The organism is Akkermansia sp. JRP_AM1, assembly GCF_049262625.1.
GTDB classification, from domain to species: domain Bacteria; phylum Verrucomicrobiota; class Verrucomicrobiia; order Verrucomicrobiales; family Akkermansiaceae; genus Akkermansia; species Akkermansia massiliensis.
Window position 1 is genome coordinate 1,532,856 of sequence record NZ_CP118234.1, and the last position, 13,654, is coordinate 1,546,509.

General features: G+C 44.3%; 9 protein-coding genes. 8 read left to right on the forward strand and 1 reads right to left on the reverse strand.

The window, feature by feature from the left end:
• Positions 1 to 75: 75 nt before the first annotated feature.
• From PVA48_RS07260 to PVA48_RS07275, 4 genes are all read left to right on the forward strand, one after another.
• On the forward strand, positions 76 to 1,146 hold the full coding sequence (locus PVA48_RS07260; protein ID WP_146021189.1) for an ABC-three component system protein: 1,071 nt from the start codon (positions 76 to 78) through the stop codon (positions 1,144 to 1,146).
• A complete protein-coding gene (locus tag PVA48_RS07265) occupies positions 1,131 to 1,625 on the forward strand; it encodes an ABC-three component system middle component 2 (RefSeq protein WP_423232456.1) in 495 nt (164 codons plus the stop codon). Before PVA48_RS07260 ends, PVA48_RS07265 begins: the two co-directional genes overlap by 16 nt.
• A gap of 10 nt (positions 1,626 to 1,635) precedes the next feature.
• Positions 1,636 to 3,489, forward strand: coding sequence for an AAA family ATPase (locus PVA48_RS07270; RefSeq protein ID WP_146021190.1), 1,854 nt, complete (start codon positions 1,636 to 1,638; stop codon positions 3,487 to 3,489).
• A gap of 143 nt (positions 3,490 to 3,632) precedes the next feature.
• Positions 3,633 to 4,469 (forward strand): hypothetical protein, encoded by an 837-nt coding sequence (locus PVA48_RS07275; RefSeq protein WP_146021191.1) that lies wholly within the window; start codon positions 3,633 to 3,635, stop codon positions 4,467 to 4,469.
• Positions 4,470 to 5,213: 744 nt separating this feature from the next.
• Here PVA48_RS07275 and PVA48_RS07280 read toward each other — a convergent pair.
• The gene (locus PVA48_RS07280; RefSeq protein WP_102728994.1) at positions 5,214 to 6,734 is read right to left on the reverse strand and encodes a M60 family metallopeptidase; all 1,521 of its coding nucleotides are present in this window, start codon (positions 6,732 to 6,734) and stop codon (positions 5,214 to 5,216) included.
• Between the two features lie 873 nt (positions 6,735 to 7,607).
• Here PVA48_RS07280 and PVA48_RS07285 point away from each other — a divergent pair.
• From PVA48_RS07285 to PVA48_RS07300, 4 genes are all read left to right on the forward strand, one after another.
• Positions 7,608 to 8,825, forward strand: a complete 1,218-nt coding sequence (locus tag PVA48_RS07285) for a DUF2254 domain-containing protein (RefSeq protein WP_180975261.1) — start codon at positions 7,608 to 7,610, stop codon at positions 8,823 to 8,825.
• A gap of 403 nt (positions 8,826 to 9,228) precedes the next feature.
• The gene (locus PVA48_RS07290) at positions 9,229 to 10,503 is read left to right on the forward strand and encodes a sialate O-acetylesterase (protein WP_180976198.1); all 1,275 of its coding nucleotides are present in this window, start codon (positions 9,229 to 9,231) and stop codon (positions 10,501 to 10,503) included.
• 166 nt (positions 10,504 to 10,669) lie between these two features.
• The gene (locus tag PVA48_RS07295) at positions 10,670 to 11,869 is read left to right on the forward strand and encodes a sialidase family protein (RefSeq protein WP_180975263.1); all 1,200 of its coding nucleotides are present in this window, start codon (positions 10,670 to 10,672) and stop codon (positions 11,867 to 11,869) included.
• Between the two features lie 1,412 nt (positions 11,870 to 13,281).
• On the forward strand, positions 13,282 to 13,617 hold the full coding sequence (locus PVA48_RS07300) for a DMT family transporter (RefSeq protein ID WP_102727590.1): 336 nt from the start codon (positions 13,282 to 13,284) through the stop codon (positions 13,615 to 13,617).
• Positions 13,618 to 13,654 lie beyond the last annotated feature (37 nt).

Below are 13,654 nucleotides of genomic sequence, written 5' to 3' on the forward strand. Positions count from 1 at the left end.
ATCTTTTATTATCCTAGCAATTAGAGTATGCATAAATGCATCATACATTTATAGAAATCGGCAGCACCCAAAAATATGAAAGAGATTCCTGCTCCAAATCTGCAAAGCGTGAGTCCTGTGCACGTCCAGTTTGGGAAAGTGATCCCTGCTCAACAACAGATTTTGCTCTATAATTTTTCTGATTGGGAGGATTTCGTGCATGAATGGGTTAATAGTCAAAGGTCGAAGTATCTTCAGGTCTTACGTATGTCAGGCCCAAATGATAAGGGAATTGACGTAGCTGGATATACAGACAAAGAAGGATTACATGGAGTTTGGGATAATTTCCAATGCAAACACTATAAAGACGCCTTGACCCCTGCAACGGCAATAATAGAAATAGGCAAAATACTATGGTATTCGTATTCAGGTGATTTTAGAGCACCAAGATATCATTATTTTATTGCTCCAAAAGGCTGCGGAATGAGTTTAGTAAGATTATTAGGCGACAGAGTTGCTCTAGCAACAAAAACAATAAATGAATGGGATAAATGTTGCGCAGAAAAAATAACAAACATCCGTAAAATTAATTTAGAGGGCGAGTTTAAAAAATATGTAGAAAATTTTGATTTCTCTATTTTTTCACATAAAACACTGCTCGAAATAATTGATGATCATAAGTTTACACAATATCACGCTGCACGATTTGGAGGAGGATTGCAACCTCGACCACCAGCCATAGAACCTCCTGAGTCTCTCCAAAGTAATGAAAGTCATTACATTCAGCAATTATATGAAGTTTATGAAGAAAAAACTAAGGCTAGAATTAGCGAAAAATGCCACTTAGAGACATATCCTGACTTATTAAAACATTTTAGTCGACAACGAGAGTTTTTTTATCACGCTGAATCGTTGCGGAATTTCGCCAGAGATAATGTACCTCCAGGGACATACGAAGATTTACAAACTGAAGTTTATGCAGGAGTTATTGATATTCATGATTTCACGCACAACAATAGTTTTTCTCGTCTCGGAGCAGTTTTACAAGCGGCATCCTCATTACAACTTACGTCAAATGCACTTATAAGCGTAATAAAAGTGCAGGACAGAAAAGGAATTTGTCACCAACTTGCTAATGATAATAGATTAGAATGGAGGCAGAAATGAAAAATGAAGCCCATGAATGTTTAACATTTAATAGTCCATTAGAAGCAGGAATTAGATCTGTAGGCTTACTAGTCGCGTCTTATCCAAAATGTTTTGATATACAACAACTTGTTGTTTTTGATTACTTAGTCGTACATACGGGAGATATTAATGGACCAGAGAGTTTGCACCCTCAAATCCCTTTACAATCAACAGAATTGTTGGTACGCCGAAAATTAGTAGAAAATGGACTTCTTCTTATGATGAGCAGGAAGCTTGTTGTTCGACAAGCTTGCTCAGAAGGTATTTTATATCAAGCAGGAGAAATGGCTGAGACTTTTATGTTGTGTCTGACTTCTCCATATTTGTTGGAACTAAAAAAACGTTCTATTTGGGTTATAAATCACTTTGGATATATGAACTACAATCATTTAAAAAAAATCATTCGAGAATTTTTAATCATTGGGTCGAAGAATTTCAAGATGTTCAACAAAGTTTAGAAGTAAAATAATGGAAAAACAGGCATTAATAATTCGACATTTGATATTTACAGGTCCTAATCGAGAATCTGCAAAACTTCATTTTGAAAAAGGATTAAATGTTCTTTATGGCGCATCCGAAACAGGAAAATCGTTTGCCCTTGAAGCCATCAATTATATGCTTGGAGCAAAAGAGCTCCGCGATATTCCTGAAAGAGTTGGCTATAATAAAATTTTACTAGGTATAGAAATAATACCATCAAGAAAAAAATTCACTCTTATCAGGAGTACAGATGGAGGACAATTTTTAGTATTTGATGGGTTACATGAAGTTGATCCAGAAGATGAAGAAAGTAGCCTTACTTTGACCTCGAAGCATAATGAAAAAAATACGAACAATATTTCAACATTTCTGCTGGAGAAGATAAATTTTAACAATAATTATATAAAATCCAATAACCAAGGGACAACTAAATCTCTGAGTTTTAGAAATTTATGTCATCTATGTTTAGTTGACGAACAAAATATACAGAAACAAAGGTCTCCTATAGAAGGAGGTCAAGTTACACTTAGAACAACAGAGTATTCAATTTTTAAATTGTTACTTACAGGAATTGATGATAGAGCATTCATTTCTCTTCCTTCAGAAAAAAATATTCAAGGAAATATTGTAAAAATAGAATTATTTGATGAATTAATCAATGAATTGCAAAAACAATTTGGTGAAAAAATACAAGAAGAAACCGAACTTAAAGATCAACTTCAACGATTAGAAAAAACAATATCTAAGCATCAAAATTCTCTAAATTCTACCGAAGAAGAATACAATAAATTAATAATAAAGCGCAATGATTTGCGAAATAAATTTCAAAATGGAAGTGACAGACATCTTGAAATTGGTGAACTAATAGCTAGGTTTACATTATTAGACCAACACTATACTTCTGACCTTGAACGTTTAGAAGGTATCAGAGAAGTAGGATTTCTTGTGGGTTCTCTTGAAAACTCTTCATGCCCTCTATGTGGTTCATTGCCTGAGAATCAGCATTTAAATGAAAAATGTGACGGGAATTTATCATCTGTCGTAACTGCTGTTTCCGTAGAAAGTGAAAAAATATCCAAACTCAAAAATGAACTTAATCATACTTTAAGTCAACTTAAAGCAGAAAATAAAAATTTTGATGAGTTATTGCCAAAAATCGAAAAAGAGATTTTTATTTTTGATAGAAAAATACAAGAGGTAGCATCTAGTATTTCCGAACATGGTGTCTGTTATTCTGATTTGTTAAATTCTCGTGCAAATATACTAAGTTCATTGAAAGTACTAGAACGCATACATGAATTAACATTAAGAAAAGAAATTTTGGGTAAAGAACAACCTATTGAAATACCTGTTGAAAAAGAACCAATTAAATTATCTTCTTCTACTTTAGATGATTTTGCCAAAAAAATAGAAGCAATATTAAAAACTTGGAATTTTCCAGATTCCGATAGAGTCTTCTTTGATGAGAAGACGCGAGATTTAGTTATTTCTGGTAAACATCGAGGTGCTCGCGGAAAGGGCATGAGATCTATCACTCATGCAGCATTTAGTATTGGTCTTTTGGAATTTTGTAAAGAAAACGAATTGTCTCATCCCGGATTTTTGATATTAGATTCGCCACTACTCGCTTATCGTGAACCCGAAGATGAAAATGATGATTTGTCGGAAACTGATGTTCAAGAGAATTTCTATAAATACTTATCCAATTGGGACGATAGGCAAATAATTATTATAGAAAATGTGAATCCTCCTGATTACGTTAAAGAAATGGAAACAAGCACAATGTTTAGTAAAAACATTCAGCAAGGTCGATATGGACTATTTCCTACTCGTACAAAATAGCCTACCCTTATATTGGAAATCTATGATATTTTTACATTGATATATGGCCAATGCTTGACTACCGATCCCATATTTCCTATTGCTTTAATCTTCCTTAATTATACATTGAGTGAGTTCATTTATTAATCGATTTTTGTACTGACATGTTATGTGCTCTTTGTAGAGAATACGAAAGGCAAGAAATAAGCCATATTATTCCCGCTTTCGTATATAAAAAATTACGACAACTTTCTCCTTCTGGATTTTCAAGAACGACATTAAATCCTAATAGAAGAGTTCAAGATGGAGAAAAATACCCATTACTTTGCCCAAATTGCGAAGATCTATTTTCCGTATGGGAAAAGAAATTTGCTGAGAATGTTTTTCATCCTTATTATGCATCTCAAAAAAATACATTTTCTTTTAATTATGATGAATGGTTTTTGAAATTTTTGGTTTCAATATCATATAGATCATTAGTTAACAAATTGGAAAATGAAGGGGTAGATGATCATTCTAAATTATGTGTCAAAAACATGCGAGAAGCTAAGGGTATTTGGAAGGATTTTTTACTGAACAAACGAAAAAATATTGGATTGTATAGGCAATATTTTTTAATTCTACCAATTCAAACTGAAACAGAATCTCTTTTTTTAAAATACAATAATGGACTTTTTAATTTTTATCTCTTAACTGCAACTGATGCGAATACGATTTTTGCTAAAGATGACTCTGAAGCATATCTCATAACAAAATTGGGAGAATGCTTTGTTATTGCTACTCTCATTGATTCAAATCCTAGCCAATGGAAAAGTCTTGTAACAAAATCTACAGGTGGAATATTTAAATGGAACACAATGGTTCAAACTTCGCCATTAGTTATTAATTATATCGAATACGCAATTAAGGATATTATAGAAGCGCAAAAGAATCTTTCTCCAGTGCAAACTGAAAAAATTAGATTAAGCGTCGAGCGATATATAAAGGATCATTCCATATGATGATCCACTTTCTTTTCTAAATCCTTCCCATGGAGTAAACACATACCTATCTTCCATGTATTCACCCCATTTATGTGCTTCTTCTAGATTAGGATTCCTCCAAATCATTTTTTGAAAATGCTTCCGTACAAAACCGATTGACCTTGGGAATGCTTTCAGGGGATCAGCTGCAAGGTATATTGAGCTGAAGTCCCTCCATATCCCATTTCTTCCATTGAGTAAGACCGCTTTTGTTGTAACGTATTCATTTACATATATTTATAATTTTTAATACTATTTTTGGGCAATGAATTCCAAGGATACTGAGGTATACATTAAAACATCTCCATTTATTTTAATATACATTGAGCAAGACCAAAATATTCATAACTTGCTCATTTTAATATATTTTTGAATTTTGTTTTCTGATTTTCAGCAATTTTAAAGCCTCTTCCCATCCGATGTATCAAAGCCATTGGAGGTCTTAGTATTCCAGTAAATGCAAATGGCTAATGTCGATAATCCGGTTATTTTATTCTCAATATTTCCAGAATCATTTGTAAGGATTCCAGAGGAATGATGAGGATAAGCATACTCAAATCTGGAAAATTACCGTAAAAAATAATTTTGCCTTACAAATGACTAAATGGACTTTCCGCTTTTTCCAATTGATACAGTTCCTAATGGAGAAAAGGTTTCCATTTTTTACTGAGGGACAGACATATCATGACTTTTATGAGGAATAAGTAGGTTTCCCTAATAACTTTATTCGCTTATTGCAGTGATGTCAGTTTCGGGTTTCGGGAAACCTTTATCGGCAATCCATTTTTTCGTTTCAGCCACCATTTCGGGGGTGACGGTGAAATCGTAATTGGCATAGTCGCCGATGTGGAATTGTCCGGTTTCGAAGAAGCCCCATTTCTCGAAGAAGTCGGTCAGGTCGGTTTTTGTGACGTCACAGCATGCCCTGATGAATTCGAACTGGTATTTAATGGTATCATTCCCTCCGTAGTTTCCTGCGTTGTTGCGCAGGTATTCCATGACGTCAGGGTAGAAGTCGGGATGTCCGTTTTCGGTAAAGTAGAGATGGAGCTGCCACAGGGGGACCAGCTTGTTGAAAACGTCCTTTGATTGCAGGTAGGCAATTTTCCCATCGATGATTTCCTTGCGCGCCTTGTCGTAGCTGCCCTGGCGTTTCAAGCGGCTTTCGTTGCCCGTTTTGGCGGCGGCTTGAAGAGAGAAGATGTTGTTGCTGACTTCCGTCATGCCGCCCCAGGTCATCGGGCGCATTTGCATCACGTGGCCGACTTCGTGGGAGAAGCCCCAACAGGCGTCGCCTTTGAGGACGTTTTCAGGATCGGTCACCATTCGCATCGTACCATTGTCTCCCAGGTAGGCTACTCCATCACCGTCGCGGAACATGTAGTAGTTGAAGTTCACGCGGGCAAAGACGCGGTTTTTCGGGATTTTGCCGTATTTCTCAAGGCCCATCAGCTGGTATTGGATGCCTATCAGCTTGTCGTAGGCGTTGATGAGTTCAGTGCCGCGGTCCCTGGTGAATTTTTTCAGGAATTCGACGGGGTAGGCAACCTGGATGTATTTTCCCCGGGCGTCCATGATCGGGGAGACGGCCTGGTCAAGCAGGCGTACCCAGTCTTCGTTGGTATCGCCCCGGGTGGTGTCGAAATAGCCGTTGACTTTGCCCGTCACGAAATGGACGGGGATTTTCGGTGCCGTGTCGGCATCGTTGCTGAAGTAGCTGATGTAGGCGTTGGCGGGCGTTTCTACATCAATGATGTTGATTCCTTCCTTAAGGGGTATTTGCTTTTTGTGCAGTCCCCAGCCGTTGGGATCCTTCGTCGGCTGCACTCCTTCGGCCGGCTTGCGCATCAGGTTCGGGAGCAGAAGACTGATTTCACGCCCATCCGTCTTGCCGACCAGCACGACGTGCTGCCCTTTTTCCAGATAGACGCCCGTCATGTTGTCGTATTTACTGAATCCCTCTCCGATTCTAAGGTTTTTGCCCGTCTGGCGCGGTGAGGGGAGGGCCTGGTATTCGGCATACAGGTAGTCCGGCTTGTAGTTGCCTGCCAGGATTTTGCCCGCGAGTTCCTTCATCGCGTCAGGCTGGAAGGCGGAAATGTCTTTAACATGCTGCTTCAAAGCCGTGCAGGAGGCATCCTTGAATAGTTGGAGGTCGTTGCCGATGCTTTCCGGAGTGTTGGCCGCAAGTACGGATGCGAGCGGCGACAGGGGCAGGGAGAGGAATGAAATGATTCGGTTCATGATAACGTGGGAGTGGGTGATTCTATGATGTTACAAGTTACATTCTCCGTTTTCCTCTTCTTTCACCATTTCTCTTTTTACCGGCAAACGAAAAAATCAACCTGCTTCAACGGAAGACGGGGCGGGTTGATGAATGGGAACGCTCTCACGTTGTATAGCTGGTTTTCTTTTCGTATGGCGTGTTTTTTAAGGCTTCCATGTTTTACTCAATTGCCTTCCCATACTGCGGTAGTCCTATGAGGGCGTTTGCGACTGTAACCCTTGAGCCATTTGATTGAGTCCTTCTGAAATTCTTCGACATCGGCATAGAATTTCTACCACGCGCCTCCCCGCAATATTCTCTTCCTGTCATCCGTCAGAATGGCTTTTATGTGCCATCCGTGTTGCTGATAGAAGAACAGCACGTTGTTGTTCAGGATGAGGGCTGCCTGATTGAGGCGTTTCTCCATGTAGAGAAAGCGGAGGCAACGGATCCATAGGTTTCTATGAGCATTTACAGGTAGATTCTGCCTGTGTTTTTGGGTTTGCCCGTACAGAGAGAGTCCGGCACAGCCGGGAACCTTGCTTTCCACAGCCATTCCTTGAAGCAAAGTCGCTCTTTTCGGAAGGATGGGCGCTGTTTTGAGTTGCTTGACTTGAGTGAACTCCTTTTCCAGTTTCAGAAACCATTTCCTGCGGTTTCCCGGATGCGGGGTTCCACTTCGAGAGACATTAAAGTTATAGAAATGATCGGCTTCTCACCCTCCTTTAAGAGTCTTATTCTTGAACGGAGAGGCTTCGATACTGTTTTAACAGGAGAGTAGCCTCCAACCGTTTTTCCAATTCCAGCTTCTGATGAAAGGGTCCTTCATTTTTCAAATCAGGTTATTGTTTTTGAGGGCTAACAAGCTTCTTTGGGTCAAGGCTACCTATTTTGCGCTGCTGGCTATTGTTACGGCTATTGCCTCCATTTACCTGGGCGAGTTTGTTCCGTTTGATATTTTTCAAAAGATCGGGGCCGATACGGTCGATACAATTTTGAATATCCTGGCTTCAAGCATGCTGGCGGTTACGACTTTTTCCTTAACCACGGTTGTTTCCGCTTATGCAGCGGCGACGTCGAGCGTAACGCCCAGGGCTACGAAGCTGCTGATGGAGGATTCCACGGCCCAGAATGCTCTTTCCACATTCATCGGTTCCTTCATTTTCAGCCTGATTGCGATTATTTTCCTGAATTCCGGCATGTATGACCAGCGGGGAAGGGTGGTTCTGTTTGTTGTCACCCTGGGGGTGATTGCCATTATTCTGGTCACGCTCATCCGGTGGATTGAGCATTTGTCCAGGCTTGGCCGGGTGGGAGAGACTTCCGAGCTGGTGGAGGGAGTAACGGAAAGGGCATTGCTGGAACGCGCCCGGGAACCCTATCTGGGCGCCAATCCCCTCGTTGATAGGGAGCTTGATATTCCGGAAAATGCCGTTCCCGTCAGGAGTGATCAGACAGGCAATATTCAATATATTGATATTGAAAAGCTGGACCATCTTTCCAGGGATAGAGATCTTGATCTTTACGTCGTCTCGCTCCCGGGGGATTTCGTGTCCGTTACCTCGGTTCTGGTTTATGCTGACAAGCCTGTGTCAAATGAAACCCGGCGTGATTTGCTTGGAGCGTTTATCATCGGGCATGAGCGCAATTTTGAACAGGACCCCAGGTTTGGATTGTGCGTGCTTGCCGAGATTGCTGCCAGGGCCCTGTCTGCAGCCGTCAATGATTACGGAACGGGTATTGATATTATTAACCGGGGCGTGCGGCTGCTGACGAAGTATGCCCGGGAAGAACGCCGTCCCGGCGTGAAGCACGAGAGGATATGGGTGCTTCCGTTGACCGTCTCCAATTTGTTTTCGGATATTTTCAGCCCTATTCTGCGCGACGAAGGAGGGATTATGGCGATTGACATCAAGTTGTTGAAGGCTTTTGCCGCATTGCATGGCCTGGATAACGGGCAGTTCAAGGAGGAAGCCCGCAAGTATTCCCGCCAATGCTATGAACATGCATCCAGAACGGTAGTGCTGGATGAAGATAAGGAAGTCCTGAAAAAACTGGTCATTGATTAGCTTGCTTGTCTTCACGGTGAAGAAGAGGGGTTTTAGAGGTCCAGGTATGGTTGAATGGGCTGAATCTTATTAACGGTCCACAGTTTCCCGGATGGACCAGGTTGCAAAAAGGCGTTATTTTCCGGGAGAATCCATGGGAGAGAAATCATCATGGTAAAACGGATGGCTGCCCGGAATTTCCATGTTCATCAATGGGGCAGCTACGGGCGTCATGTCTGTTGAATGATATTCAACATTTTCATGTGTAGTGTTTTTGGGCAGGAGGAAGTTTCATTCATTCCCCGGTTATTTTCTTCAGCATGTTGAATTTTCGATAGGTACCGGACCGTACATGACCATGATTCAGCGTATTGTCATGAAGGTAAGCACATGTTTTCGTACCGGAGTTCTTTTTTGCCTGTTGATGGCTGGCAGTCCTTATGGTTTTGCGGAGAAGCCCGTTTTAACAGACTGGAATTATTTGCCGTCCTACGGGCAGTCGCTTTCCGTAGGATGGACGGCCAAGCCGGTGGTGACGACGGAGCAGAAGAACGGCAATTTGATGTTCAAAGGCGGCGTTCGTCCTTTTGAGGGCGGCAATGACCGGAGCGCCGTGATTCCCCTGGTAGAAGGCATTTCTCCGGACGGCGCCAGGGGAGAGACGCCCGTTTCCGGCGCTGCCGGGAATTTCATGCGCCTGCTGAAGAAGCGTGACTCCGGGAAGGCGTCCAACGTCCGGTTCCTGTGCTCTGCCGACGGCGTGGGAGGTGTCAGCATCGGTGTTCTTTCCAAAGGCAACGCCCCCTATCAGCGTATTCTGGATGATTTGACAGCGGGGCGCGAGCTCGCCTCCAAGGCCGGCAAGTCATTTTCCATGCCTTGTTTCCTGTGGACGCAGGGGGAAACCGACCAGCAGGACAGGAAAACCGGGGAATGGTACAAGGAGAAGATGCGCGCGCTGATTCAGGATATTGACGCGGACGCCAAGGCCGTTACCGGACAGAAGAACGATGTGCTCTGCTTTGGATACCAGGTTGCCTCCCATCTCAATTATTTTGCCCAGAATCCGACGGATTATCCCGCGATTGCCGTGGCCCAGCTGGATTTGGCTCTGGAAAAGGACAGCCGGTACATCATGACTACGCCCATGTACCATTTTTCCTATAGCGACGGGGTGCATTTGACCGCTCCCATGTCCCGGCTTTACGGGGAGTATGCCGGATACGTCATGTACAAGGTGCTGGTGGAGGGCGTGCATTGGAAGCCCATCCATCCTGTCGCCCATGCAGTTGGCAGGAAGGGGAAGGACTGGACGGTAGACGTGAAGTTTTTCGTGCCTGTGCCTCCGCTGGCGCTGGATACCAAGACGATCCTTGATCCGGGCAATTACGGCTTTTCCCTGGTGAACGCGCAGGGCGAACCCCTGGAGATCAAGTCCGTCACGCTGAACGGCAGAGACGCCGTCCGCATCATAATGTCGTCCGACCCTTCCGGCTGTCATCTCCGGTACGGAATGACCTTGAAGGAGAAACTTCCTTCCGGCCCGCGCACCGGAGCGCGCGGATGCCTGCGGGATTCCCAGGGGGAGAAGGTAAAGACCCGGATTCAGGACGTCGTTTACCGCATGGACAATTGGTGTCCGTTTTTCGACTATCCCTTGGATTCCCGGAATGGGATGAACAAGACGGAGTCCAGGTAGATTTTCATGTGACTGCCAGATTTTTTTGGTTTCTCACTCCTTCAGCATGGTTTATCCATTCCTTTGGAGAGAGTCAGAGTTTCTGCTCTGGTCTTAGGATGGTACGGCATGGATTGCGGTTGTAGAGCCCTTCGGAACAAGATAAAGTCCAGTAATGATGAATTCCATGTTCAAGTTTTTGATGGGTGCGGTGTGCGCCGCAGTTCTGCCCGCCTTCGGGCAGGGAGAGAAGACGGATTTTCCCACGGACAAGGCGGTGACCGTATTCAGCGCTGGGGAAGGGAACCCTTATGCGTCCATCCGCATTCCCGCCTTGCTCAATATCGGGAAGGGGCAGCTTTTGGCGTTTGCCGAAGGCCGGTATAAGAATACTGACCAGGGGGAGAACGACATTATCATGAGCGTCAGCAAGAATGGCGGAAAAACCTGGTCACGCCCCCGGGCGATTGCCAAGTCGCATGGGGCCACGTTTAACAATCCGTGCCCGGTTTATGATGCCAAGACCAAGACCGTGACCGTCGTATTCCAGCGTTATCCCGCAGGAGTCAAGGAACGGCAGCCCAATATTCCTCAGGGTTGGGATGACGAGAAGTGCATCCGCAATTTCATGATCCAGAGCAGGAATGGCGGTTCCTCCTGGACGAAGCCGGAGGATATCACGAAGACGACCAAGCGCCCCACCGGCGTGGACATCATGGCTTCCGGCCCGAATGCGGGAACCCAGTTGAAGAGCGGCCCCCACAAGGGGCGCCTGGTGATTCCGATGAATGAAGGGCCGTTCGGCAAATGGGTGATTTCCTGCATTTACAGTGATGACGGCGGCAAAAGCTGGAAGCAGGGCCAGCCGACCGCCAATATGAAGGGCCTGGTGAATGAAACGTCCATCGCGGAGACGGATAACGGAGGCGTGGTCATGGTCGCGCGCCACTGGGGCGGAGGCAATTGCCGCCGCATCGTGTGGTCACAGGACGGCGGCGCGACATGGGGTGAAGTGGAAGATGCTCCGGAATTGTTTTGCGACAGCACGCAGAATTCCCTGATGACTTATTCTCTGACGGCCCAGCCTGCCTTTGGCGGCAAGAGCCGCCTCCTGTTTTCCGGCCCCAGTGCCGGACGGCGCATCAAGGGGCAGGTGGCGATGAGCTATGACAACGGCAAAACCTGGCCGGTGAAAAAACTGTTGGGAGAAGGAGGTTTTGCCTATTCCAGCCTCGCCATGGTAGAACCCGGTGTCGTGGGGGTGCTTTATGAGGAAAACCAGCCGAATATCAAGAAGCTGAAGTTTGTTCCCATTACGATTGAGTGGCTGACCGACGGAAAGGATACGGGGCTGCCGACCGGGCAGAAAGCTCCGGTAATAAAATAGTCCCGCTTTTAGTTGTTGATTATTGCCGAGACCGGGGGAGTTAATCTGCCGGTCCTGTTTTGTTCGTAAGCTTGCGACGGGATTCTCGAATTTTCCGGGTATTTGCTCTATAAGTCTCCTTCTCTTCATACCCACAGACCATGTTTCTAATATAAGCTTCAGAATTGTGGAGAGAAGAGTTTTTTGAGTTGAAATCCTTGCTTCTGGTAAAAAATCTATAAAATGTAGCAGAGACCACCCGTATGCCTCCGTCGCCATGAAGAAGTTTTCCTGCAGAACGCAGAAGCCTCTAATGGGCAGATGTTGGATGAAGTAAGAAAAGCTCTGGGAGGAACGGTGGTAGGAATTTGAGACATTATGAAAACAAGAACTGGATTTTTCTCTTGTTTTCATAATGTCTCGATGGTTGAAATTTCAACCAAGGGAAATCAGCATGTTCACCAAATCATAGGGAAGATATGATTAGTGATATCATGAGGAAGATATCTCGGAATGCCTGGTGAGATATTTTTAGATTAATTTGACAATCTATCATTCTTTTGTTTTTTTGTTTTTTTGCATTCATAGATCACTCTATCTACTAAAAATCCACTTCTATCCTCCAGAGTTGACATCAGCGTAAAAAAAGATAGCATAGAGTTCCATATTTATGCTGCTGCTGTCTCCTTTGTAGGGCGGAAGTAGGAACCTGAAAAGCTGGAAGAAGGGATTCTTTCTAGCTTTTTTGCTCTAACTGGATTCAGGCTATGAAATTTTTTTCATGGAGTCAACCTATCAATGATTTTCATAAGAATATTTTTTCGATTTTCGCTTGTATCTGATACCGTTTTAGCTACTATATGGCTAGTCGCATGGATAGGCGTGCGTGGATTGAAACTTATGTAAATCCTTGATTATAGAAGGAATAAATATACAGTGCGAGCTTTTGTGAGCTCGCACTGTATTTGTTAGAAGAATGAAGTTGCGGATTATTCAACCATGAACATGTCGTTGGTATCCGTTTCGCCTGAAGCAATAGTTTTCGTGCAAATGCTGTATTTGCCTCGGTTTCTAAGATAGAAGAAGTTTGAATCGTCTGATTCGGTTTCGGAGGATGTGATTGTAATCGGAAGAATGATCATGGAGGTTTTTTCTCCAGTTTTGAGGCTTTCTCAGCACCCATTCCTGTTGTTTCATTCCCTGCACTTTCGGCCTGATTGCTGGCAGGGATGAGAGGAAATAGTTTATGAATGTTAAGAGTTTTCTTTATTTGTGTTCACTGTTTCTTCAGCATTCCTGGTATGACAGTGTGTGCATGGTTTGTCTGCTTGATTCCGGGGCGGGCACGGGTACCCTGCAAGGCATCCGTTGCCCTTGGAGCTCTTCCCATTCGGGAGGGCCGGCAAACGGAAGATGATTCCCCGTTTCAATATATGTCCTGGATTTATCTGGTGTTGGCCGGTCTCTGTGAGATCGGATGGCCTCTGGGCTTCAAGCTTTCACAGGCGCCCGGCACGGGTTCCGGCAGGTTTGCCGCCTGCATTGCGTTCTCCGTGTTCAGCATGGCCCTGAGCGGTTTTCTTCTGTGGCTGGCCCAGCGCAGCATTCCCATCGGCACCGCTTATGCGGTGTGGACGGGCATCGGCGCGCTGGGAACGTTTCTGGTGGGCATCCTGTGGTTCGGGGATTCCTCCAATGTCTGGCGCATGCTGGCGGCCACCTTCCTGCTGATAGGCATTATCGGGTTGAAGCTGGCCCCCGGGCATTGAGCTTCCCTGTAGGGCAATTCATGCCGGGGCGCCGGAG